We start from the raw sequence: 25,041 nt of genomic DNA, 5'->3' as shown, positions 1-25,041 counted from the left end.
CCCGCCGAAGGAGCAGCTCGTGGCCAGAGTCGTACGCGCCGCACTCGTCCAGGCGACCTGGACCGGCGACACCGAATCGATGATCGCCAAACATGAGGAGCACGCCCGCGAGGCGGCCCGGCAGGGTGCGCAGATCATCGGGTTCCAGGAAGTGTTCAACGCGCCCTACTTCTGCCAGGTGCAGGAGCCCGAGCACTACCGCTGGGCCGAGCCCGTCCCCGACGGTCCGACCGTCAGCAGGATGAGGGAGCTGGCCCGCGAGACCGGAATGGTCATCGTCGTCCCGGTCTTCGAGCTGGAGCAGTCCGGCTTCTACTACAACACCGCCGCCGTGATCGACGCCGACGGCTCGTATCTCGGCAAGTACCGCAAGCACCACATCCCGCAGGTCAAGGGCTTCTGGGAGAAGTACTACTTCAAGCCGGGCAATGCCGGCTGGCCCGTCTTCGAGACCGCCGTCGGCCGGGTCGGTGTCTATATCTGCTACGACCGCCACTTCCCCGAGGGCTGGCGCCAGCTCGGGCTGAACGGCGCGCAGCTCGTCTACAACCCCTCCGCCACCTCCCGCGGACTCTCCGCCTATCTCTGGCAGTTGGAGCAGCCGGCCGCGGCCGTCGCCAACGAGTACTTCATCGCGGCGATCAACCGGGTCGGCCAGGAGGAGTACGGCGACAACGACTTCTACGGTACGAGCTACTTCGTCGACCCGCGCGGCCAGTTCGTCGGTGACACCGCGGGCGACAAGACGGAGGAACTCCTCGTACGGGACCTGGACTTCGGTGTGATCGACGAGGTACGCCAGCAGTGGGCGTTCTACCGTGACCGCCGCCCCGACGCGTACGAAGGACTGGTGCAGCCATGACACAGCCGTTCGTGAACGATCTGTACGACCGCCACCGCGCCGTACTCCCCGACTGGCTGGCGCTCTACTACGACCGCCCCATCGAGATCACCCATGGTGAGGGCCGCCATGTCTGGGACTCCGAGGGCAATCGCTATCTCGACTTCTTCGGCGGCATTCTCACCACCATGACCGCCCACGCGCTCCCCGAGGTCACCAAGGCGGTGAGCGAGCAGGCGGGACGGATCATCCACTCCTCCACGCTCTATCTCAACCGCCCGATGGTCGAACTGGCCGAGCGGATCGCCGCCCTGTCCGGCATCCCGGACGCCCGTGTCTTCTTCACCACCTCGGGCACCGAGGCCAATGACACGGCGCTGCTGCTGGCGACCGCGTACCGTTCCTCGAACCAGATCCTGGCGATGCGCAACAGCTACCACGGCCGGTCCTTCTCCACGGTCTCCGTCACCGGCAACCGCGGCTGGTCGCCGACGAGTCTGTCCCCGCTCCAGACGCTGTACGTACACGGCGGCGTCCGCAGCCGCGGTCCCTACGCGGGCCTCACCGACGAGCGCTTCATCGAGGCGTGCGTCGCCGATCTGGAGGATCTGCTCGGGCACACCCGTGCGCCCGCCGCGCTGATCGCCGAGCCGATCCAGGGTGTCGGCGGCTTCACCGCCCCGCCGGACGGGCTGTACGCCGCGTTCCGCCAGGTCCTCGCCCGGCACGGCATCCTGTGGATCAGCGACGAGGTGCAGACCGGCTGGGGCAGGACCGGTGAGCACTTCTGGGGCTGGCAGGCGCATGCCGAGAACGGCCCGCCGGACATGCTCACCTTCGCCAAGGGCATCGGCAACGGAATGTCCATCGGCGGTGTCGTCGCCCGCGCCGAGATCATGAACTGCCTGGACAGCAACTCCATTTCGACCTTCGGCGGCAGCCCCGTCACCATGGCGGCCGGTCTGGCCAATCTCTCGTACGTGCTGGAACACGATCTCCAGGGCAATGCCCGCCGGGTCGGCGGACTGCTGATCGAGCGGCTGCGGGCGATCGGCGCCGGGGTCGACTCCGTACGGGAGGTGCGGGGCCGGGGGCTGATGATCGGCATCGAACTGGTCAGGCCCAGCACGGGAGAAGCGGCCCCCGAGGCGGCCTCGGCCGTGATCGAGGCGGCGCGCGAGGGCGGGCTGCTGATCGGCAAGGGCGGCGGACACAGCACCAGCGTGCTACGGATCGCGCCCCCGCTCACCCTGACCGTCGCGGAGGCGGAAGAAGGCGCCGCGATCCTGGAACAGGCCCTGCGCGACGCCTAGCGGGCGGGCGGACCGTCCGAACGGCAGGGCCCGGACCCGTCCGTACGGCAGGGCCCGGACCGGGTCTGTACCGGGGGTACGGCACCGGGGGTACGGCCGGACCGCTCGTACCCCTGGTACGGGTGGACCGCCCCGCGCCGACGTACCGCCGTGCCGACATACCGCCCGTCCCCCCCCGTCCCCCGTACCGCCGCTCGCCGCGGCCGTCGCACCACCGGAGCCGTCGCACCGCCGCACGCCGTATCACCGCACCGCGCCGCCGGACCGCTCGCACCGAGCGGTCCGGCCCGAGGTCGGCCGATCGTTCTGAAAGGGAGCGCCACCACCATGAGCAGTACCCGCACCCTGATCCGTGGCGGACTCGTCATCACCGCCGCCGACGAGACCCATGCCGATGTCCTCATAGAGGACAGCCGGATCGTCGCCCTCGCCGCGCACGGCACGGACGTGGCGGCGGGCTGGACCGCCGACCGTACGATCGACGCCACCGGCAAATACGTCATCCCGGGCGGAGTCGACGCCCACACCCATATGGAGCTTCCGTTCGGCGGCACCTTCGCCTCCGACACCTTCGAGACCGGCACCCGCGCCGCGGCCTGGGGCGGCACCACCACCATCGTGGACTTCGCCGTCCAGTCACCGGGCCAGGCTCTGCGCGAGGGCCTGGACGCCTGGTACGCCAAGGCCGACGGCCAGTGTGCGATCGACTACGCCTTCCATATGATCATGGCCGACGTCAACGAGAGCTCGCTCAAGGAGATGGACCTGCTGGTCCAGGAGGGCATCACGTCCTTCAAGCTCTTCATGGCCTACCCCGGTGTCTTCTACAGCGACGACGGCCAGATCCTGCGCGCCATGCAGCGCGGCGCGCACAACGGCGGGCTGATCATGATGCACGCGGAGAACGGCATCGCCATCGACGTCCTCGTCGAGCAGGCCCTGGCCGCGGGCCGTACCGATCCGCGCTACCACGGCGAGGTGCGGAAAGCCCTGCTGGAGGCCGAGGCCACGCACCGGGCGATCAAGCTCGCGCAGGTCGCCGACGCCCCGCTGTACGTCGTCCATGTCTCGGCGGAGGAGGCCGTCGCCGAACTGGCCGCCGCCCGGGACAAGGGACTGCCCGTCTTCGGCGAGACCTGCCCGCAGTATCTCTTCCTCTCCACCGACAATCTCGCGGAACCGGACTTCGGGGGCGCCAAGTACGTCTGCTCCACGCCGCTGCGGCCCAGGGAACACCAGGACGCGCTCTGGCGCGCGCTGCGCACCGACGACCTCCAGGTGGTCTCCACGGACCACTGCCCGTTCTGCTTCACCGGGCAGAAGGAGCTGGGGCGCGGCGACTTCTCGAAGATCCCCAACGGACTGCCGGGTGTGGAGAACCGGATGGATCTGCTCCATCAGGCCGTGGTCGAGGGGAAGCTGAGCCGCCGCCGCTGGATCGAGATCGCCTGTGCCTCCCCGGCCAGGATGTTCGGTCTCTATCCGCGCAAGGGCACCATCGCGCCAGGCGCCGACGCCGATGTCGTCATCTACGACCCGCACACCGAACAGACCGTCTCCGCCGAGACACACCATATGAACGTCGACTACTCCGCCTACGAGGGCAAGCGGCTCACCGGACAGGTGGAGACGGTGCTCTCGCGCGGTGAACTCGTCATCGACCGGCGGGAGTTCACCGGCCGGACGGGACACGGGCAGTACACCCCGCGCGCCACCTGCCAGTACCTCGCCTGACAGACACCGGTCTGACAGACACCGGTCTCATCAGACACCGCACTCATCCGATACAGATCTCATCCGATACCGAGGAGTGACCAGGCCATGGACTTCGGACTTGTCCTCCAGACCGACCCGCCGTCCTCGGCGGTCGTCGGACTCATGCGGCGCGCGGAGCGCAACGGCTTCCGCTACGGCTGGACCTTCGACTCCGCCGTGCTCTGGCAGGAACCTTTTGTCATCTACAGCCGCATTCTGGAGCACACCACCACACTGACCGTGGGACCCATGGTCACCAACCCGGGCACCAGAACCTGGGAGGTGACCGCCTCCACCTTCGCCACGCTCAACGAGATGTACGGCAACCGGACCGTCTGCGGTATCGGGCGCGGTGACTCGGCGATGCGGGTGGCCGGCCGTAAACCCAACACACTGGCCCGGCTGGGCGACGCGATCGAGGTCATCCGCGATCTGGCGGAGGGCCGCGAGGCCACCGTCGACGGGCAGACGCTGCGGCTGCCCTGGGTACGCGACGGGAAACTGCCGGTGTGGATGGCGGCGTACGGGCCCAAGGCGCTGGCCCTGGCGGGACAGAAGGCCGACGGTTTCATCCTCCAGCTCGCGGATCCGTTCCTGACCGAGTGGATGGTCAAGGCGGTCCGTACGGCGGCCTCCGACGCGGGGCGCGACCCCGACTCCATCACGATCTGTGTCGCGGCGCCCGCCTATGTCGGCGACGATCTCGCGCACGCGCGTGAGCAGTGCCGCTGGTTCGGCGGGATGGTCGGCAACCATGTGGCGGATCTGGTGGCGCGGTACGGAGAGGACTCGGGCCTGGTGCCGGACGCGCTGACCACGTACATCAAGCAGCGCGAGGGATATGACTACAGCCACCACGGCAGGGCCGGGAATCCCTCGACGGACTTCGTACCCGACGAGATCGTGGACCGGTTCTGTCTGCTGGGTCCCGTCGAGGCGCATATCGAGAAGCTCCAGGTGCTGCGCGACCTGGGCGTCGACCAGTTCGCCGTCTACGACATGCATGACGCCAAGGAAGCGACGATCGACGCGTACGGCGCCGAGATCATCCCCGCGTTCCGGTCCTGAAGCCGCCTGCGGCCCAGGGCTGAACGGGCCCTGGCCCTGGGCCGGGACCGAACCGGCCCCGACCCGGGACCTGGCCCTGGCCCCGGCCCCGGAGCCCGGACCTGGCACCGGCTTCGGCTCCCGGGGTCCCGGCCGCGACCCCTCGGCGCCAGGGCCGAGCAGGCCCCTCCAACTCCCCGCACGGACTCGTTCGACATATCCCCGACGCCCGCTCTCGAACGAAGGGTCCCGCCGCCATGACCGCGACCGTACCTCCCCCGCCCCCGTCCCCCCGAGAACCGATAGCCGGGGGACGGACCGATGCCCAGGGCCGTGTCGAGCTGCCGCCCGGTGTGCTCCCCGACGACGGCCGCTTCGTCAACGACGATCTGCTGCCCGTCCCGGTCGCCCGGCGCCGCTGGACCACCTACAACTTCGCCGCGCTGTGGGTCGGTATGGCGCACAACATCCCGTCGTGGCTGCTGGCCTCCGGTCTTGTCACCCTGGGCATGGACTGGAAGCAGGCGGTCCTCACGATCGCGCTGGCCAATCTGATCGTGCTCTTCCCGATGCTGCTGACCGGGCACGCGGGACCCAAGTACGGCATTCCCTTTCCCGTACTCGCCCGCGCCTCGTTCGGGCTGCGCGGCGCCAATCTGCCCGCGCTGATCAGGGCGGCGGTCGCCTGCGCCTGGTTCGGCATCCAGACCTGGATCGGCGGCCAGGGCATCTTCGTACTGCTCGGCAAGATCTTCGGCGGCTGGGCGGACGCGTCGAGGATCGGCGGCCAGCCCTGGACGCTCTGGCTCTGCTTCGTTCTCTTCTGGGCGCTCGAACTCGCCATCATCTACCGGGGGATGGACACCCTGCGGCGCTTCGAGAACTGGGCGGCGCCGTTCGTGATCGTCGGCGCGCTGGTGCTGCTCGTCTGGATCACCGTCAAGGCGGGCGGCCTCGGCCCGCTGCTCGACCAGCCGTCCGAGCTGGGCTGGGGCGCGGACTTCTGGCCGGTCTTCTTCCCGTCCCTGATGGGAATGATCGCCTTCTGGTCCACCCTCTCGCTGAACATCCCCGACTTCACCCGCTTCGGCGCGGGCCAACGGGCCCAGATCTGGGGGCAGTCGCTCGGTCTGCCGACGACCATGACCCTCTTCGCGCTGCTCTCCGTCTTTGTCACCTCGGGCTCTCAGGCGGTGTACGGGGCGGCCGTCTGGGACCCGGTCGAGCTGGCCGCCAAGACCGACAACGTCTTCGGACTGCTCTTCGCGCTGGTGACCGTGCTGATCGCGACGATCTCCGTGAACATCGCGGCCAATGTCGTCTCGCCCGCCTACGACCTCGCCAATCTCGTACCGAAGCTGATCAACTTCCGTACGGGGGCGCTGATCACGGGTGTGGTCGGGGTCCTCGTCATGCCGTGGAAGCTGACGGCCACACCCGAGCTGTACATCTTCACCTGGCTGGGGCTGGTGGGCGGGCTGCTCGGTACGGTCGCGGGCATCCTGATCGCCGACTACTGGATCGTCCGGCGCACGGTTCTCGACCTCGCCGATCTCTACCGCCCCGGTGGCCGGTACTGGTACGTGAACGGGTGGAACCCCAAGGCGGTGGTGGCCTTCGCCGTCGGCGGTGTGCTGGCCGTGGGCGGCTCCCACTCGGCGCCGGGGAAGGGACCCTTCCCCGAGGACGGTCTGATCCCCTTCCTGAAGCCGCTCGCGGACTACGGCTGGGCGGTGGGGCTCGCGGCCTCGCTGGTGCTGTACGTGGCTCTGATGGCCCCGGCCCGAAGGACCGCGACAGCCTGAGGGCTCGAAGGGCTCGGCCGGAGGAGGCTTACCCGGACGGAGCTTGCCCAGCCCGGGTCTGCCCGGCCGGGGTCTGCCCGGCTGAGGTCTGCCCGGACGGGGCTTCGAGGAGTGGCGCCAGCGCGCGGGCCAGGCGCTCGCGCCACTCCTCGGTGTCGCCGGCGCCGTCGGGCTCGTTGTCGAGGGCCCTCCAGTCGGCCGGGTCCACCCGCCAGCTCCGTACGGTGTCCAACCCGAGGCGATCCGTCCGCTCCCGGCCCAGGACCTTGCGCAGCAGCCGGGGCGTCAGCCGCGTACGCGGGGACTCGGCCAGCAGCACCGCGTCGAAGAGATCCTTGGCGCCCACGGACTCACCCTCCTCCCCGTCGGTGCACAGCCACAGCAGCTTCCAGGCGAGGGAGAGCGCGGGACTCGCCGTACGCACCGGCGTGGGCGGACCGCCGTCGCCACGTGGCACGGCCGTCCAGACGGGGGCCTCCGGCAGCGTCTCGTCGGAGGCGAAGTCGAGCTGGACCGTGCCTGGTTCGAGGCCCTCGGCGTGCCACGGAACGATGATCCGGACACCCGGGTTCTCGTACTCCCGGTATGTCCAGTCGCCGTCCTCCCGGCAGCCCTCCGCGTCCAGCACGACACCGCCGTACGCGGTCGGGTGCTCCCGTATCGCCGCCATCAGATCGTCGTACGGACCGCTCGGGTGCTCGTACTCCCCGGCGTCCACCCAGCGCAGTCCCTCGGGCGGCAGCACCGGCCGTGCGCCATGGGTGCCGGACTCCTCGTCCGCCCAGAAACCGGGTGTCCCGACGCCGTGCGCCGCCTCCGGCCACTGCTGGACGGCCGAGAGGTCATCGACGTACGGATACGGGCCGAGCGGATCGGGGAAGGACGCGGGCGACGGCTCCAGCATCACCCAGTCCAGATCTCCCGGCTCGCGCGCCAGACCGCCGAGCCAGGCCCGGAGCGGCACGCTGCCGCGCAGCACCAGGCCCGCGCTCCACGGGGCCTGCGCGATCAGCCCGAGCACATGGTCCATGGCCGCGCGCCGGGCGGCGCGACGCCGGGCGTCCTGCTGGTCCTCGCGATGCACGGGGTGAACGTAACAAAGGTACTGGCGCGGAGCCGTTGTTCCGTGCTGCGCTATTCCGCCCGCCGGCCCAGAACGACGCGGCAGCCGCCACAGCGTCCGGCCGGCACAAAAATGTCGATCATGAAAGGGGCACGACCACCTAAACTGCGGCGCCATGACGACATCACCGGATGACAGCATCCAACCGTTCCGAGTCTCGATTCCGGACAGCGACTTGGACGATCTGAGGAACCGTCTGGACCGCACCCGGTGGCCGGACGAACTGCCCGACGTCGGCTGGGACTACGGTGTTCCGCGCGACTACCTGCGGGAACTCGCGCACTACTGGCGGCACGAGTACGACTGGCGGGCGGCGGAGACCCGGCTGAACCAGTGGCCGCAGTTCACGACCACGATCGACGGCGCGAACATCCACTTCGCGCACATCCGCTCCCCGGAACCGGATGCCACACCGCTGATCATCACGCACGGATGGCCCGGATCCATCGTCGAGTTCGAGCGGATCACGGGCCCGCTCACCGACCCCCGGGCGCACGGCGCCGATCCCGCGGACGCCTTCCATCTGGTCCTGCCGAGCATTCCCGGCTTCGGGTTCTCCGGCCCCACCCGCGACAAGGGCTGGGAGTACCAGCGCGTCGCGGCCGCCTTCGCCGAGCTGATGCACCGCCTGGGCTACCACCGTTACGGGACACAGGGCGGCGACTGGGGATCGGCGATCTCCCGCGAACTGGGCCGCATCCGCCCCGACCACGTCATCGGCGTCCATCTGAACCTGATCCCAGGCGCCGGAGCGACCGCCGAGCCGACCGAGGCGGAACTCGCCGCCCTCAGCCCCGCGGAACGCGAACTCACCCGGGCCTCCTGGGAGCGGATGCGGGCGTGGAGCCGCGAAAAGCAGGGCTACGCGGACATCCAGTCCACACGTCCGCAGACCCTCGCCTACGCGCTCACCGACTCACCGGTCGGCCAACTCGCCTGGATCGCCGAGAAGTTCAAGGAGTGGACGGACAGCGCCGACCGGCCCGAGGACGCCGTCGACCGTGACCACCTGCTGACCAACGTGATGCTGTACTGGCTGACCGGGACCGCCGGCTCCTCCGGCCGCATCTACTACGAGCGCGCCCACGCCGCCTACCAGGGAAAGCCGCCGGAGCCCTCGACCGTCCCCACCGCGCTCGCCGCCTTCCCGCAGGAGAACTTCATTGCCCTGCGGCACATCGCTGAACGCACGAACAACATCGTCCGCTGGACGGAGTTCGACCGGGGCGGCCATTTCGCCGCCATGGAACAGCCGGACCTGCTCGTCGGTGACATCCGCGCCTTCTTCCGCGGCCTGCGCGACGCAAACGCATCCTGACTCCGGCTGTTGGCGGGTGGCGGACCGGACAAGACCGCATCGGACAAGACCGGACCGGGCAAGGCCGGACCGGACCGTATGGCGGTGTGCCGCTATGACGTATGGCCTACGGCCTACGGCACCCGGGCCGTCCACTCCGGGGTGCTGAACTTCGTCTCCGCCAGCTGCCGCGCCCGAGCCATCTCCTCGTCCGTGACCTTGCCGTCCGTGAGCCCGTAGCGCCCACGGAAGGAGTCGATCATCCGCTCGATGACCGCCTCGCGCGGCAGCCCCGTCTGGCGCCGCAGGGGGTCGACCCGCTTGTTGGCGCTGCGCGTGCCCTTGTCCGAGAGCTTCTCGCGGCCGATGCGGAGGACCTCGACCATCTTGTCGGCGTCGATGTCGTACGCCATCGTCACATGGTGCAGTACCGCGCCCGTGCCGCTCACCACGCGCTTCTGGGCGGCGCCCGCGACCTTGCCGCTCTCGGTCGCGATGTCGTTGAGGGGCTGGTACCACGCCTTGATGCCCATGTCGCCGAGCGCGCCCAGGACCCAGTCGTCCAGATACGCGTAACTGTCGGCGAAGGTGAGCCCCTTGACCAGCGAGTCCGGGACGGAGAGGGAGTAGGTGATGGTGTTGCCGGGCTCGATGAACATCGCGCCGCCGCCCGAGATACGGCGGACGACCGTGACGCCATGGCGTTCGGCGCCCTCGGCGTCGACCTCGTTCCGCAGGGACTGGAAGCTGCCGATCACCACCGCGGGCGCCGCCCACTCCCAGACCCGGAGCGTTGGCGGCCGTCGGCCGGCCGCGACCTCGGTGGTGATGACCTCGTCGAGCGCCATATGGAGGGCGGGGGACTGGGGCGTGTCGTGGATGAGCTGCCAGTCGTAGTCGGTCCAGTCGGTGGCGTGCGCCAGCGCACGGCGTACGGCGACGGCGATGCCCTCGGCGGTCAGCCCGTACATCACCGTTCCGGCGGGCAGCGCGGCCTCGATCCGGGCGGCGAGGCCGGCGGCGTCGGTGTCGGCGGGAGCGCCCTCCAGGGCGCGGTCGATCGCCTCGATCGCCTCGTCGGGCTCCAGGAAGAAGTCCCCGGCGACCCGGACATGGCGCAGCAGTCCGTCCTCCGTGTCGAGATCGACCACGACGAGCTTGCCGCCGGGGACCTTGTACTCACCGTGCACCGGAACCTCCACCACTGGGCGTGAACAGTGCAAATCGTACTGCTGGGCGAAGACACTCCCGGACACTCCCGGACGCTCCCGGACCCGACCCTCCCCGAGCACTCCCGGAGCACTCCCAGAGCGCTCCCGCGTGAGCCTCCCGCCCGCCCGGCGGACGACCGCTGAATGGCGGGATTGTTCGGGGGTAGGCGGCTGCTCGGAGGTTGATAGCTATGGTTCCCCTGCTTCTCGTTCTTCTTCTCGCGCTGATTCTTTTCGGTGCGGGATTCGCACTCAAGGCGCTGTGGCTGATCGCGGTCATCGTGCTTGTCGTATGGCTTCTGGGCTTTGTGATCCGCCCCGGCGCGGTGGGCGGCCGACGTGGTCGCTGGTACCGCTGGTAGCCACCGGCACGGACCCTGTGACCAGGAACGATGCCGCTACGGGTGGGCCCGGAAACTGTCCGGGCCCACCCGCGCGGCTTTATGGCCCATTGGCCCGTCGGAGGCCGTCCGAAGCGGGGCGGAGGTCCTTCGGAGGCCCGTCGGAGGCGTGTCGGACGGGGATACCCTGAGACATATGGAGAACCGGAACCGCCCAGGTGAATTCCGCAGGTCGCGCCGGGCCGGGATTTCACCGGAAGACGTCGCGCGTTGTGCGCGCCGGGGGTGGGGGCGGTTCGGCCTCCCCGTCCGGGGCGCTCTCTCCTACCGTGGTGCGTGACGGCATGTGGTGGGAAGGACCCGCACCACGGATGGGAGACCCCTGTGACCGCGCGTGAGGTCGCGACCCCCGAGGGCATGGCGCCCCGACCCCGTATGACCCGGGCTCTGACCCTGCTGTTCGCGATCTCCGCCGGTGCCGCCGTGGGCAGCCTCTACTACGCGCAGCCGTTGCTGGATGTCATCGCGGGAGATCTGCGGGTCAGCGAGGGGGCCGTAGGCCTCCTGATCACGGCCACGCAGATCGGCTACGCGCTCGGCATCCTGTTCATCGTCCCGCTCGGCGACTTCCGTGACCGTCGCCGGCTGATCCCCTTGATGATGGTTCTCTCGGCCGGTGCCCTGGTGGCCTGCGCGGTCGCGCCCGGGATCGTCACACTGGCCCTCGCGATGGTCGCGGTCGGGGTGACGACGGTGTCGGGGCAGATCCTCACCCCGCTCGCGGGAGATCTCGCCGACGAGGCGTCCCGGGGAAGAATCGTGGGCATCGTCGTCAGCGGTCTGCTCTCCGGAATCCTGGTCGCCCGGATCTTCAGCGGACTGATCGCCGATGCCACCAGCTGGCGCGTGGTGTTCCTGATCGCCGCGGGCGTCGTTCTCGTCCTCGCGTTCCTGCTGTCCCGCGCGATCCCCCGGCTGAAGCCCAAATCGGCGGTCATCTCCTACGGCGCGGTACTGCGCTCGGTCTTCTCGCTGATCGCCCACGAGCGGAAACTGCAAGTGACGATGGTGCTCGGGGCGACCGGGTTCGGTGTGTTCACGATGTTCTGGACCGCGCTCACCTTCCTGCTGAGCGCTCCCCCCTACCGCTATCCCATCTGGGCGATCGGTCTCTTCGGTATCGCGGGCCTGGTCGGCGCGGTCGCGGCCCAGGGCGCGGGGCGGGTCCACGACCGCGGCCGGTCGGTCATCGGCACGGGACTGGCATGGCTGCTCGTGACCGTCGCCTGGATCATCGCCGGATTCGGCGGTCACATGCTCCTCTTCGTGGTCGTCGGCATCGTGGTGCTCGACATCGGCGTCCAGGGCCAGAACATCCTGAACCAGTCGAGGATCTTCCAGATCTCCGCCGCCGCCCGCAGCCGCCTCAACACGGCCTATATCGCGGGCAACTTCGTCGGAGGCTCCATCGGCTCCTTCGCCGCCGCACTGCTCTGGTCGTCGGGCGGTTGGCCCGCCGTCTGCGTCACCGGAACCGCCCTGTCCGTGGTCGCCCTGCTGATCTGGCTCACAAACCGCCACGGCGCCCTGCGAACCATCCCGCCTTCCACTCAGCACTGATCCCGGCACACTTGACCGTTTCCGGGGCATGGCATCGACCGAACCTCGCACTTTATTCGTTCACCTGTCATTCGTTTATTGTGAAGTGAGCGTTCTCCTTGCCTCCTGAGCTGGTCGAAGCGCAAATCGCGTCTTCTCTCTGGTTAAAGGCATAAATCTCCACACTGTGATCCGGATCACCATTGATTTCCTGTGTGTTTCCTTGGTTGGATCCGGGGCATATTCGTGAAGCTTGTGCGCTACATGGGGTGGGGCTGTGAATTCAAGCGTGTGGGGTCGGGTTGCCCGTGTGTAACCCGTGGACGCGTCGTGTTGTCGCGAGATTTCTGGCGTGGGCGTTGCTTGTCGGTGGAATAGTCGTTGTGAATTCCCCAGCGGTTCATGCCGATACGCCCGCACCCCGAACGCCCTCGGAGCGGGCCGCCGCCTCGGGTGAGCCGGTCGAGGTGACGGCGGAGCGGACCGAATATACGCAGACCTTTGCGAATCCGGATGGTTCGTACACCCTGAAGCAGGCGACGTCGCCGCAGCGGGCGAAGGATGCCTCCGGCGCGTGGCACGACTTGGACACGACGCTCGTGCGCAGGGCCGACGGCACGGTCGGGCCGCGGTATGCCGCGGTGGATGTGTCGTTCTCGGCCGGTGGTGCCAAGGACATGGTCCGTCTGGACCATGAGCAGGGGGGCGCTGTCGGTGCGGTGGCCGGGTGATCTTCCCCAGCCGTCGCTGGACGGCGCGACGGCCACCTATTCCGAGGTGCTGCCCGGGGTGGATCTGCAGCTGACCGCGATGCCGGACGGGTATCGGGAGATTCTTCTGGTCAAGTCGGAGGAGGCCGCGCAGAACGAAGCACTGGAGGAGCTGCGGTTCGCCGTCGCGGGCGAGGGCGTGTCCGTGGTCGCGGGGGCCGGCGGCGGTCTGCGCGCGGTCGACGCGGATGGCAACGCGGTGTTCACGGGGCCGGCGGGGCAGATGTGGGACTCGGCCGGGGACGGTACCGGCGCTGGCGTCCAGCCTCAGACACGCCGGGCCGCCGCTGCCGAGGCGGCCGGCGATCCGAAGGCGGCCGGCGATTCGGCCGCGGCCGGTGAGGCGGGCACGGACGACCCGGGTTCCGTCCAGCCACGTGATGGTGACGCGACCGCCATCCTGCCCGTGCGGGTCGATGCCGACAGCATCGCTGTCGCCCCCGACCTGGGCCTGCTGCGTGGGGACGACACGGTTTACCCGGTGCGCATCGATCCGTCGGTGGGTCTCTCGCGGCCGGAGCGGACGGTGCTGTCCTCCGACGGCGACAAGTTCTACCAGTTCTCCGGTGAGTACGGAGTGGGGCGCTGTTCGAGTGCGGACGGCTACTACTGCGGCGACAACTACGCGAACCGGATGTATTTCGAGTTCAGTCCTGCCGGCCTGGCCGGAAAGCATGTTCTGAATGCCACGTTCCGGGCGCATGAGACATGGTCGTTCAACTGCAATCCCTATACGATCAATCTGGAGCGGACCGGAAATATCTCCGAGGGGACGCGGTGGCCGGGACCGGCCATCGGGAATCTCATGGATTCCCAGAAGGTGTCAGCCGGCCGGGGTGACGAATGCAGCCCGTCCCAGCCCGATTCCTGGGTCGAGTTCAACGGCGGTCTTACGCAGAACGTACGGGACTTCGCCAACGGAAAGTTCTCGCGTCTCACGCTGATGCTGCGTGCTTTCGACGAGAACGAACCGCGCGCCTGGAAGCGTTTCGACGACAACGCCGAACTCACCGTGGACTATGTGCCGGATCCCGGTGTTCCGATCAATGTCGGCGTCATTCCCGGTGTGGCCGGGGTGAAGTCGCGCGGGTTCTGCGAGCCGGCGAGCGCTCCGCTGGCTGTCACGGTGGATCAGCCCACGGTCCGTGGCCGGGTGGAGACGGAGGTCTCGCCGGGACCCAATGACAGCAAGGGCCAGCTGAAGATCAACTACCGCATCGCGCGCAAGCTGGACACCGGCGCGTGGGAGGAGATCTGGGCGGAGGACAGCCCTGATGCGGAGAAGGACAAGCCCGATAGTGGCTATGTTCCGGACGGCACGCTGCTGGACAAGCAGACGAGCAAGCGCACGGACGGTACCCAGTATCGCTACCGTGCCCGCACGCAGTCCCATTGGTCGTACAAGGGTGACAGCGGCGAGTTGTACTCCTCGTTCTCGCCGTGGTGCTACTTCACCATTGATTCCTCCGCGCCGAAGGCTCCGACGATCGAGCCCAAGGACCCGGTCAATGGTTCGCCTTACGTGGAGTGCGCGACAGACGCGTGCTCTCCCAAGGGCGGTCCGGGGATTGCCGGCACCTTTGTGTTCAAGCCGAACAGCGCCGATACGGATATCACCAAGTACCAGTGGACGCTGAACGGTCCGAGTGGGCAGGTCGAAGGTACGCGCACCGTTACGGCGAAGGCTGATCACACTGCTGAAGTCACCGACGTCATCCCGACCGTGGGCGGCGCGCACTACCTGAAGGTGTGGGCCATCGATGTCCGGGCGCGGACGGGTACACCTGAGACTTTCGATTTCCAGGTGAGTCTGCCGCCGGGCCCGGTCGGCCGCTGGCGCTTCGACGACGGCGCTCCCGATTCTGGGGAGACCATGGCCAGGGACAGCTCGGACGAGGACCCGCAGCATGACCCTTCCGCGGCCGAGCACGACTTGACGCTCAGGGGTGGTGCCGGCTTCTCCAGCCTGGCGCGGCGGGGCGACGACGACACCTCGCTGTGGATGGACAGCAGCGACCCCGCTCGCCAGCAGGCGTATGCCGAAGCGCCCGTGCCGGGGGATACCGGACAGTCACCCACCGGCGACGCGTCCACACCAGTGGTCAATACCGCGCACTCCTTCACCGTCTCGGCCTGGGTGAACCTCACGGATGCCTCGTCCAGCCGGATGATCCTGACCGCGCCCGGCGCTCAGGCTCAGGCGTTCGCTCTGTACTACTCGTCGTCGTCGAGGTCGTACGCGTTCCACTACACGGCCACGGACTCGGCCACCCCGGTCATCGTCAGGTCGGACGCGTCGGCCGTCGACCCGCCGCTGCGGGTGTGGACGCATCTGGCCGGCGTCTATACCGCGGCCACCGACGCGAACGGCACTCGGACCCCGCAGGACGACACCATCCAGCTCTTCGTCAACGGCCGTGCCCAGGGCGAGCCGGTCAACCTGCACTCCGCGGCGCCCAGTTACGCGCCCTGGGAGGCCACCAGTAAGGGATTGCAGGTGGGGCGGTCGATCGTGCGGGGCGCGGCGGGGCAGTACTTCCGGGGGCGTATCGACGAGGTCGCGGTCTGGCAGAGCGCGCTGTCCGCGGACGAGATCGTCAGGGAGGCTCAGACGAGGCAGAGCGATGCCAACGCACCGGCTGTCGAACTGGTCGCCGACTGGAACGCCGAGATCTCCTCCGGGACAACGGTGGGTGAGTTCTCGCCCTACGCGATCGGTGCCATGGCGCTGTCCGGCGGGGCGAGCCTGGACGAGGAGTCCAGCACCCTGGTTCTGGACGGGAGCAACGGCTATGCGTCGGTGACCGGTCCGGCGATCGACGAGACGGGATCTTTCACGGTCTCCGCCGAGGCTCAGATCAATCCCGTCGTACTCAACACCAAGCCCGACGGCTATCAGGCACAGATCGCGGGCCAGGCGGGCAGCGGGGGCGCCTCGTGGGCCCTCGCGGTGCAGAAGTTGGGGCCGGACACATTTGTGTGGAGGTTTCTGCGTACCACGCCTTCCGGGACCACTGTGGCAACGGCTGACGTGACGTATCTGTTGCAACTGGCCGTCACCGAATCCTCAGTGACGCTGACGGGGGTGTATGACGCGCAGGAACAGGGGGGCCGGATGCACCTGTACGTGGGTACCGAGTTGGTGGAAGACGGCGCCAACAATGCGGTCCCCGCGCCCCAGCAGGGCACCGGCACCCTGTTTATGGGCGGCACCTCGGACAGCAGTCGCTTCGCGGGACAGTTGAGCCGACTGCGGATCTGGGCCGGAGCGATGACCCGCGACCAGGTCCGCTCACCCAACATCGTCGGTGACTGATCCGGTCCCGGTGGGCGAGGAGATCTCTCTCTTCGCCCACCGCGATCCGCCCTGTACTTCGTACGACCAGCAGCCCACCGGGCCGACTGTGTCCCCTCATCTCGCCCGCCGTGCATGAGCACGGCCTCCCACCTTCCCTCCCCTCGTGCCCCTCGGGCCCTTGATGGAACTTGGACGTGAGACTCATGCCGCCGTTCCGCCGTCGCACCGCCACCAGGGTGAGAACCCGCTTGCGTGGTCGGGTAGCCGCGACCACCGCGTTCGTTCTCCTGCCCGGCCTGCTCAGCCCACTGACCGCGGTGGCCCAGGACGTACAACCGCTGGGCCGTCCCGACGCACCGAAGCCGGTGTCGGTGAAGATGGTGCCGCTGAAACCGATACAGACGGCGACATCTCGCCTGATCGCCCGTCAGGAGGCCGCCAACAGGAAGGCGGCGGAGCGGGCAGTACGTGACCAGGCCGCGACGGTGGTCTGGCCGACGGCCGCGACCGCCACCCTCACCACTCCCGCCACCGGAACGGCGAAGGCCACCGCGGGATCCCTGCCTGTCTTCTTGTCCGCCCCCACCACGTCCACCCTCACCACCAAGGCGGCCGGGGCGAAGAAGCCGGCGCAGTCCGTCAAGGTGTCCGTGCTGAGCCGGAAGCAGACAACGGCGCTCGGTATCAAGGGCGTTGCTCTGACCGTCACGGCCCCGAGCGGCGGCGGGACGGCTGATCTCGCCATCGACTACTCCGCGTTCGCCGGAGCGTACGGCGGTGACTGGGCCGGCCGCCTGCAGGTCGTGCGCCTGCCCGATTGCGCCCTTGACCAGCCCGGCAAGGCTTCATGCCGAAGCACGACGCCGGTGACGTACACCAATGAGCGCGGCGGACAGCAGCTCCGCACCCGTCTCGACTTCGGTACCGCCGGAACCGCCGCCGGCACTGTCAGTGGGAAGACCATGGTTCTCGCGCTCGCGGCCGGAACCAAGTCCGGTGGCGGTGACTACAAGGCCACCCCGCTCTCGGCCTCTTCCACCTGGGAAGCGGGTGGCTCCTCGGGCAGCTTCACCTGGAACTACCCGCTCAAGGTACCGCCGGCCGCTGCCGGTCCCACCCCGGACCTGTCCATCTCCTACGACTCGGGCAGTGTGGACGGGCGCACCGCGAACACGAACAACCAGGGCAGCCAGATCGGTGAGGGCTTCGACCTGACCTCGTCGTACGTCGAGCGCAAGTACGGCTCCTGCGACGACGACGGTCAGACGGACAAGTTCGACCTGTGCTGGAAGTACGACAATGCCTCCCTCGTCCTCAACGGCAAGGCCACCGAACTGGTCAAGGACGACACCAGCGGTCAGTGGCGGCTGAAGAACGACGACGCCTCGGTCGTCACCCACTCCACCGGTGCCGACAACGGCGATGACGGCGACGACGTCTCCGGTGGCAAGGGGGACGGCAAGGGGGAGTACTGGACGGTCGTCACCGGCGGCGGCACCAAGTACGTCTTCGGCCTCAACAAGCTCGACGGCGCGGGCAGCGAACGCACCAACAGTGTCTGGACCGTGCCGGTCTTCGGTGACGACGCCGGGGAGCCCGGATACAGCAGCGGCACCTCTCTCGGCGGGCGCGCCAAGACCCAGGCATGGCGCTGGAACCTCGACTATGTCGAGAACACCCACAACAACGCCATGAGCTACTGGTACACCGCCGAGACCAACAACTACGACACGCTCGGCGACGACACCACCGGCACGCGGTACACCCGTGGCGGATACCTCACCAGGATCCTCTACGGTCAGCGGGCCGGAGCCCTGTTCACGGGCACGCCCGCGGCCTCCGACAAGGTCACCTTCACCTACGAGGAGCGGTGCATCCGGGACACCGGCTGCGACTCCCTGACCGAGAGCACCAGCCCCCAGTGGCCCGACGTGCCCTTCGACGCCATCTGCGAGAACGACGACAAGTGCACCGGCAACGTCGGCCCCGCCTTCTTCACACGTAAGCGCTTGACCGGCATCACCACACACGCGTGGAACGCGGCCCTCACCCCGAGCGCCGACTTCCAGCCCGTCGACTCCTGGAAGCTGACGCAGAAGTACCAGGACAACGGTGAGATCGGCGATTCCTCCGACCAGTCCCTGTGGCTGCAGTCCATCCAGCACACCGGCGAGCACGGCACGCCGCTGTCGACGGAACCGGTCACCCTCACCAACGAATTCCTCACCAACCGCGTCGACGCCAGCGACGACAACATCCTGCCGCTGGCCAAGCCTCGTTTGACCGGCATCACGAACGAGACCGGCGCCAAGACCGCCGTCACCTACGCGGCCGCCGATTGCGTCGCCGGCGAGACCATGCCACGCCCCGACCAGAACACCCGCACGTGCTACCCCGTCCGCTGGAAGCCGAACGGGAGCGGGGACGCCATTCTGGACTGGTTCCAGAAGTACCCGGTCACCGCCGTCTCGACCAGCGATCAGACGGGCGCCTCCGGCACCATCACCGACACCTACGAGTACTCCGATGGCGGTGCCTGGCACTACAACGACGACCCCATGACGCCTGAGAAGGACCGCACCTGGTCCATCTGGCGCGGCTTCGCCAAGGTCACCCACCAGACAGGCCCCGCGGGCGGCACCAGGAGCAAGAGCGTCAGCGTCTATATGCGCGGTATGGACGGCGACCGCCTGCTGAAGGCGGACGGCAAGACACTTGACCCGGATGCCCGCAGAAGCGCCCAGAGCACGGGTATCAAGGCTGCCGCGATCACGGACGCCGACCAGTACGCGGGCTTCACCCGGGAGGCGGTCACCTACAACGGTGCCGGCGAAGTGGCCGGCACCGTCAACGACCCCTGGTCCCGCAGGACCGCCACCCAGCACAAGTCCTACGCCGACACCGAGGCCTACTTCGTCCGCACCGGCGCCACCCACAACCGCACCAACATCACCGTCACCAGCCCCGTCGACCGGGTCCGCTCGACCGTCACCACCTACGACGACTACGGCATGCCGCAGACCGTGGAGGACAAGGGCGACGACGCCGTCACCGGTGACGAGACCTGCGCCCGCACCTGGTACGCCCGCAACCCGTCCGCGGGCCTGACCTCACTGGTCTCCCGTACCCGCGTCACGGCCAAGCCCTGCGCCACGGCCGAGAGCACACTCGACCTCCCGGCCGACTCCACCCGACCGGGCGACGTCATCTCCGACAGCGCCGTGACCTACGACACGGCCGCCGCCTGGACCGCCGACCAGACCCCCACCCGGGGCGAGCCCCGGTGGACCGGTCGTGCGAGTGGTTACGACAGCAGTGACCAGCCGAGCTGGCAAAAGGTCAGCACGACGACGTTCGACACGCTGGGCAGGCTCCTGCTCGTCAAGGACACCAACGACCAGCAGACCAGCAAAAACACCTACACCCCCACTGCCGCCGGGCCCCTCACCGCCTCGACGGTCGCCGACGGCAAGGACTACACCACCAGCAGCGTCATCGACTTCGCCACGGGCGCGGCCACCAAGGTGACGGACCCCAACTCCAAGATCACCGAGTCCACTTACGACAGCCTCGGACGCGTCACCCAGGTCTGGCTGCCGACCCGGCTGCGCATCCTGAACGCCACGCCGAACTACAAGTACGCCTACCACCTGTCGCAGGACTCGGCTTCCTGGGTCTCCACGGACACCATCACCCCGACCGCCTCGGGCTACAACACCAGCTACACCATCTACGACTCCCTGCTGCGCGCCAGGCAGACCCAGTCGCCCTCCCCGGCCGGCGGGCGCGTCGTCAACCTGACCCAGTACGACACCCGCGGCCTGGTCAGCTCCACCCTGTCGGACATCTGGGACGGGAGCACCCCACCCTCCGGCGACGACCCGGCCACGGTCGAGGGCGGCCAGGCCCCTCTGCAGGTGGACACCACCTATGACGGCGCGGCCCGTCCCGTCGCCAGCGAGACCAAGGTGCAGGGAGTCCACCGCTGGACCACCACCACCACGTACCAGGGTGACCGCGTCATCAAGACAGCCCCCGGCGGCGGTCAGGCCACGGCGACGCTCACCAACGCCCTGGGACAGACCACCGAGACCCGCGAATTCGCCAACCACGAGAACACGGGTCCCTACAACCACACCCGCTACACCTACACCCCCGCCGGGCAGCAGAAGACCGTCACCGCCCACGACAACAGCGTCTGGTCCTACGCCTACGACCTCTTCGGCCGCCAGACCAGCACCACGGACCCCGACAAGGGCACCACGGACACGCACTACACCAGTCTCGACCAGGTCGACTGGACCCAGGACGCGGAAGACCGCAAGCTCCTCTACCAGTACGACCTGCTCGGCCGTAAGACCGACCTGTGGCAGACGGACAAGACCGTCGCGGCCAACAAGCTCGCCCACTGGGACTACGACCAGGTGGCCAAGGGCCTGCAGGACACCGCCACACGCTATGTCGGTGGCACCGCCGGGCAGGCCTACATCCAGAAGGTCACGAAGTTCGACGGCGTCTACCACGCCACGGGCAACCAGTTGACCCTCCCGGCCAACGACCCCCTCGTAACCGCCGGCGTCCCGCAGACTCTGACCTTCGCTGCCACCTACAACGCGGCCAACCAGCTCGCCACCATCACCGACCCCGCAGTCGCCGGCCTCGCCCTGGAAGGCATCACCAACGCCTACGACAACCTCGGCAACCCAAAAACCGTCAACGGCACCACCGGATATCTCCTCGGCGCCGGCTACTCCGAACTCGGCGACCTCACCACCCTCACCCTGGGCACCGACTCCACCAGCTCCGCGAGGAAGGCATCTCTCAACTACCGTTATGAGAACGGCACCCGCCGCCTGAACCGGTCCTTTGTCACCGACACCAACGGCAACACGCCGCAGGACCTCACCTTCGCCCAGGACGACGCGGGCAATGTCACCTCCATCAGCGATGCCAGCACCCTCGGCGGCACAGGCCAGGCCGACAACCAATGCTTCCTCTACGACGGCTACCGCCGCCTGACCGAAGCCTGGACCCCCAAGACCGCCGACTGCTCCGACACCGGACGCACCACCGGCAACCTCGGCGGCGCGGCCCCCTACTGGACGTCGTACGGCTACACCACCGCCGGCCAGCGCTCCACCGAGACACAGCACCTGGCCACCGGCGACCAGACCACCACCTATGCCTACGGAACCCCCACCGGCCAGCCCCACCCCCTGGACCACACCACCGGCGCCAAGAGCGCCACATACGTCTACGACGACACCGGTAACACCACTCGCCGCCCCGGCACCACCGCCACCGCGACCCAGATCCTCGCCTGGAACAGCGAGGACCAGCTCGCCGGCCTCACCGAAGGCACCAAACAGACCGGCTACCTCTACGACGCCGACGGCAGCCTCCTCATCCGACGCGCCACCGGCGACGGAGACACGATCCTCTACCTCGGCGACATGGAAGTCCGCCTGACCGTCAAGGGCACCACCAAAACCCTGTCTGGCACCCGCTACTACACCGCGGCCGGCCAGACCATCGCCGTCCGCACCGCCACCGCCGGAGTCACCGGCACCAAGCTCAACTTCCTGGCGGGCGACCACCACGGCACCTCCAGCCTCGCCATCGACGCCACCACCTGGGCCGTCACCAAGCGCTACACCACCCCCTTCGGCGCACCCCGAGGCGCCAAACCCACCACCTGGCCCGACGACAAACGCTTCCTGGGCAAACCGGCCGACGACACCACCGGCCTCACCCACATAGGCGCCCGCGAATACGACCCGGCCATCGGGCAATTCATCAGCGTCGACCCGCTCCTGGAGCTGGACAAGGCCCAGACCCTCAACGGCTACACCTACGGCGCCCAGAACCCCCTCACCAACGCCGACCCCACCGGAATGGGACTCGCCTGCGGCGGCGCGGGTGGTTCAAGCGAAGGTTGCCCCACCACCGCTGAAGGCCACCCCGGCAACGGCCGACCCAATGAAGCTGTCAGCGGCAGTCCCGTGAAGCAGCATCACTGCACAGGTGGTTACTGCGCCGGGGATGACAACGAGTCCCACCCTGCAACTCGCCCACTCGATGACTCAATTCCTTCGTGCCAGAGGTGGCACGGCGAAATATCTGGTTGTGCGCCACTTGATCGTTACTACGGGAATATCCAGTACCCAGCAGGGTATCCGACTGATTCTCGCTTTCTCAATTCTGTAGACGAGTTGACACCCTTCGACTTTGCAGACATGTGGATGAGCGGAATTGGGGAGTTCTTTCCTTTGCTTATTTTTGGCCCCACTTCGAAGGCTGTGCGGATGCTGGCCATGACGCCGCATAATCAAAGAGTGGAGAAGGAAATTGCAGAGCGGGCCAGGTTGGGGGATTTCATGAATGTGGGTGTTGATTCCGAATGGCATCCCGCGTCACGCGATGCGGAAGTGGTGAAGGATTTGCTCGGGCTCGCCACGGGCGGTCGTATGGGCAGTGGGGAATTCGAGACCGTGATTGGGTCTTGGAGTGAGGACTACCAGGTCCTTCGTATAAACAAGACAGCCCAGACGGTGACCGTGAATTTTAAGGCGCACAATGATACGGATTGGCGCTCTTTTTGCCATGATCACGCTTGTTCCGGAAAAAATATCTCAAGTGGCGTTGGTGTGGGAATTCGGCAAGAGTTCTACTGGACAAAGGTTCTCTCGCTGCACCATTTGGAGAGGATGTCGTAGCCGTGGTACTCTGCATCGCTCTGGGGTGAGTCGAAGGGTCGAGCGTTCTCCCGTTATCGCCTTTGATGGTGACGATGTGACCTCTTAAATGGGATGCAGAGTGCCATGCGTGAGTCGACGGAATATTTACTCGCTAGCCGCTGATATTTGGCAGGGAGGATCTGTATGCTTGGCTTCTGCGAGAATGTGCACGGTACTTGCAAGGCTGCCTCGCGGTAATTGCATTCAACCAGGTGTGCTTTCTGAGAGGAGGGGGCATGGAAACGTATGGAGTCTTCTTCGTTGTGCTGCTCTGGGCGGGAATTGCCGTAGCGCTGTTGGTTACTGTGGTCGCCTTAGTTCTTGCCGCTCGTTGGAGGCGAAGGATGATCGAATCGTTGAGAGATGCCGAGCTAGACATGCCGGAATGGAAGTCGGAATGAATTCCTTGCAATTTTTAGTCTTACACATCCGATCGTGTGGTAAGCGGGTGGATTGCCCTCTTTCCTTATAATCTAGAGACCCTGCTGAATCGTGATCTGTGGGAATTTTATTCCGCCTCACGGTCAAATCGTTTCAGTGATGGCACGGCAACGGTGGCATGTCTGCTTTGATGTGCCACTCGCACGCATGGAGTATGCTCGCTCATGCGGCGTACCTTCGTGCACGCACCACCCGTCCCTGGACATGGCTCCGCGCGAATGAAGACCGTCAGTAGCTCCGCGAGCGCTGGGCCGACTATTTCACCCGTCGCGACATTCTGATTGCCCCGGCCGCACCCACGTTGGCGGTGTGTTGCGGTGCCCCCTTTAGACGCCATTTCACTTGGTGAGTCTGCAGCGGTGAGGGCGAGGAAGTGTTCCGACTTGCGCTCGTAGCTGCGGTGGAGGTGTTATCAGCCGGATAGCCAGGAAACGGTCCGCTCCACGACCCAGCGGTGACGGCCCAGCCGCTGCGAGGACTCGACGCCCTTACAAGCGAGACGGTGTCGGATGCCACAGGAAGCGAGCCATCGCCGAAGGTAGCGGTAGTTGTTGCCCTTGTCGCCATGCGGTTTGCCGGGTCGCCGGTGTCGGGGGCCGCGACGGGAATGGATGGGCGAAATGCCGCGGACGAGCGTGATGAGGGCCTGGCTGTCATGGAGTGTGGTGGCGGAGATGCCGACTGACAGGGGCATGCCCTGGCGGTCCACGGTGAGGTGGATTTTCGAACCCTTCTGGCCACGGTCGGTCGGATTCGGTCCCGTCATCTGCCCTCGTTGAGGGCCCGGACGCTGACGGAGTCAATTGCGCACCGCGAGCAGTCAAGCTCGCCCCGGGCCCCGAGTTCGTCCGGAACCAGACGGTGGAGCGTGGCTCACACCCTGGCCTCGGTCCACTCGGTGAACCACCGGAAGGCGGTGACCCCCGACAGCCTGGAGCCCGGAGGGAGTTGGTTCCAGGTGTAGCCCGAGGTGGCCACGAAGACGATCGCGGCCAGCACCTCGCGGTCTCCTCGCCGCCGGTGTCCTCCACCTTGCGGACGAACCGGTGTCGGCGGCACCATCCGCTGGAACAACGTGCACAGTTCTTCCGGCGCCATCCGCTCGACAAGCGCGGCAGTCATCACCCCGGACTGGCGCAAGATCACACCGAGTGAAATAACTTCTAAGCAACACCGGGATGGTGGAGGAGTCGCCCCGGAAGGCCAGTATGTGTGCTCAACTCCAGAGTTTGGAGGTGAGCGAACTCCGACTGCTTGCTGTGCTACCAGCACGTGTGGATTATCTGCGGCATGTGGTATACGACCGGGTGGAGTCGGTGACGGTACCTGTTGTGGTCAGAACGGGCACAGGCATCCTTACCACTCGGTTCGGACGATGTCGATCCATGCGTATGGGGTCGTTCAGGTCGAACGCCAGGTGTGGGTGCTCAGCTGCCGTACGTACTTCACGTGGGGGATACGCT

General features: G+C 67.4%; 14 protein-coding genes and 1 pseudogene. 12 read left to right on the top strand and 3 right to left on the bottom strand.

Features of this window, described 5'->3' with window-relative positions:
* Positions 1–19 precede the first annotated feature (19 nt).
* The 5 genes from OG214_RS08385 (at position 20) to OG214_RS08365 (ending at position 6,761) form a co-directional block, all read left to right on the top strand.
* Positions 20–862 carry a nitrilase-related carbon-nitrogen hydrolase gene (locus tag OG214_RS08385; protein ID WP_363085290.1) on the top strand — a complete coding sequence of 281 codons (843 nt, stop codon included), beginning with the start codon at positions 20–22 and terminating at the stop codon, positions 860–862.
* Positions 859–2,154 carry an aspartate aminotransferase family protein gene (locus OG214_RS08380; RefSeq protein ID WP_382851643.1) on the top strand — a complete coding sequence of 432 codons (1,296 nt, stop codon included), beginning with the start codon at positions 859–861 and terminating at the stop codon, positions 2,152–2,154. The genes OG214_RS08385 and OG214_RS08380 overlap by 4 nt, the downstream gene beginning before the upstream one ends.
* Before the next feature lie 327 nt (positions 2,155–2,481).
* Positions 2,482–3,888, top strand: coding sequence for a dihydropyrimidinase (gene hydA, locus OG214_RS08375; protein ID WP_405984367.1), 1,407 nt, complete (start codon positions 2,482–2,484; stop codon positions 3,886–3,888).
* Between the two features lie 87 nt (positions 3,889–3,975).
* Positions 3,976–4,977, top strand: a complete 1,002-nt coding sequence (locus tag OG214_RS08370) for a TIGR03842 family LLM class F420-dependent oxidoreductase (RefSeq protein ID WP_382851647.1) — start codon at positions 3,976–3,978, stop codon at positions 4,975–4,977.
* A 236-nt stretch (positions 4,978–5,213) separates the two neighbouring features.
* Entirely contained in the window at positions 5,214–6,761 is a 1,548-nt protein-coding gene (locus OG214_RS08365; protein ID WP_383037914.1) for an NCS1 family nucleobase:cation symporter-1, read from the top strand.
* 28 nt (positions 6,762–6,789) lie between these two features.
* On the opposite strand, the gene OG214_RS08360 is transcribed toward OG214_RS08365, so the two are convergent.
* The gene (locus OG214_RS08360; RefSeq protein ID WP_405984366.1) at positions 6,790–7,845 is read right to left on the bottom strand and encodes a nucleotidyl transferase AbiEii/AbiGii toxin family protein; all 1,056 of its coding nucleotides are present in this window, start codon (positions 7,843–7,845) and stop codon (positions 6,790–6,792) included.
* Positions 7,846–7,999: 154 nt separating this feature from the next.
* Between OG214_RS08360 and OG214_RS08355 the strand changes: the two genes are divergently transcribed.
* A complete protein-coding gene (locus tag OG214_RS08355) occupies positions 8,000–9,202 on the top strand; it encodes an epoxide hydrolase family protein (protein ID WP_363084748.1) in 1,203 nt (400 codons plus the stop codon).
* Between the two features lie 113 nt (positions 9,203–9,315).
* Here OG214_RS08355 and OG214_RS08350 read toward each other — a convergent pair whose 3' ends face one another.
* Positions 9,316–10,371: a lipoyl protein ligase domain-containing protein gene (locus OG214_RS08350; RefSeq protein WP_363084747.1), complete on the bottom strand. Its 1,056-nt coding sequence runs from the start codon at positions 10,369–10,371 to the stop codon at positions 9,316–9,318.
* Between the two features lie 212 nt (positions 10,372–10,583).
* On the opposite strand from OG214_RS08350, the gene OG214_RS08345 reads away from it, so the two are divergent.
* The 6 genes from OG214_RS08345 to OG214_RS08320 all read left to right on the top strand — a co-directional run bounded on the left by OG214_RS08345 (position 10,584) and on the right by OG214_RS08320 (position 23,538).
* Positions 10,584–10,754, top strand: a complete 171-nt coding sequence (locus OG214_RS08345) for a hydrophobic protein (protein ID WP_363084746.1) — start codon at positions 10,584–10,586, stop codon at positions 10,752–10,754.
* 363 nt (positions 10,755–11,117) lie between these two features.
* The gene (locus tag OG214_RS08340; protein WP_363082090.1) at positions 11,118–12,353 is read left to right on the top strand and encodes an MFS transporter; all 1,236 of its coding nucleotides are present in this window, start codon (positions 11,118–11,120) and stop codon (positions 12,351–12,353) included.
* A gap of 446 nt (positions 12,354–12,799) precedes the next feature.
* On the top strand, positions 12,800–13,063 hold the full coding sequence (locus OG214_RS08335) for a hypothetical protein (RefSeq protein WP_363082089.1): 264 nt from the start codon (positions 12,800–12,802) through the stop codon (positions 13,061–13,063).
* A complete protein-coding gene (locus OG214_RS08330; protein ID WP_405984365.1) occupies positions 13,026–16,418 on the top strand; it encodes a LamG-like jellyroll fold domain-containing protein in 3,393 nt (1,130 codons plus the stop codon). Before OG214_RS08335 ends, OG214_RS08330 begins: the two co-directional genes overlap by 38 nt.
* 185 nt (positions 16,419–16,603) lie before the next feature.
* A complete protein-coding gene (locus OG214_RS08325; protein WP_405987455.1) occupies positions 16,604–23,116 on the top strand; it encodes an RHS repeat-associated core domain-containing protein in 6,513 nt (2,170 codons plus the stop codon).
* A 257-nt stretch (positions 23,117–23,373) separates the two neighbouring features.
* The gene (locus OG214_RS08320) at positions 23,374–23,538 is read left to right on the top strand and encodes a hypothetical protein (protein ID WP_405984364.1); all 165 of its coding nucleotides are present in this window, start codon (positions 23,374–23,376) and stop codon (positions 23,536–23,538) included.
* Positions 23,539–23,993: 455 nt separating this feature from the next.
* Here OG214_RS08320 and OG214_RS08315 read toward each other — a convergent pair.
* A pseudogene (locus tag OG214_RS08315) lies at positions 23,994–24,700 on the bottom strand (IS5 family transposase); the annotation flags it as partial.
* Positions 24,701–25,041: the final 341 nt, after the last annotated feature.

It is taken from the genome of Streptomyces sp. NBC_00872, from assembly GCF_045161915.1.
Classification (GTDB): domain Bacteria; phylum Actinomycetota; class Actinomycetes; order Streptomycetales; family Streptomycetaceae; genus Streptomyces.
This window is presented reverse-complemented; position numbering and strand designations above follow the sequence as displayed.

Bases quoted from the DNA above. Each gene is read 5' to 3' on its own strand.
- OG214_RS08380 (WP_382851643.1), top strand. From the start codon at position 859: ATGACACAGCCGTTCGTGAACGATCTGTACGACCGCCACCGCGCCGTA.
- hydA (WP_405984367.1), top strand. From the start codon at position 2,482: ATGAGCAGTACCCGCACCCTGATCCGTGGCGGACTCGTCATCACCGCC.
- OG214_RS08370 (WP_382851647.1), top strand. From the start codon at position 3,976: ATGGACTTCGGACTTGTCCTCCAGACCGACCCGCCGTCCTCGGCGGTC.
- OG214_RS08365 (WP_383037914.1), top strand. From the start codon at position 5,214: ATGACCGCGACCGTACCTCCCCCGCCCCCGTCCCCCCGAGAACCGATA.
- OG214_RS08355 (WP_363084748.1), top strand. From the start codon at position 8,000: ATGACGACATCACCGGATGACAGCATCCAACCGTTCCGAGTCTCGATT.
- OG214_RS08345 (WP_363084746.1), top strand. From the start codon at position 10,584: ATGGTTCCCCTGCTTCTCGTTCTTCTTCTCGCGCTGATTCTTTTCGGT.
- OG214_RS08330 (WP_405984365.1), top strand. From the start codon at position 13,026: ATGAGCAGGGGGGCGCTGTCGGTGCGGTGGCCGGGTGATCTTCCCCAG.
- OG214_RS08325 (WP_405987455.1), top strand. From the start codon at position 16,604: ATGCCGCCGTTCCGCCGTCGCACCGCCACCAGGGTGAGAACCCGCTTG.
- OG214_RS08320 (WP_405984364.1), top strand. From the start codon at position 23,374: ATGGAAACGTATGGAGTCTTCTTCGTTGTGCTGCTCTGGGCGGGAATT.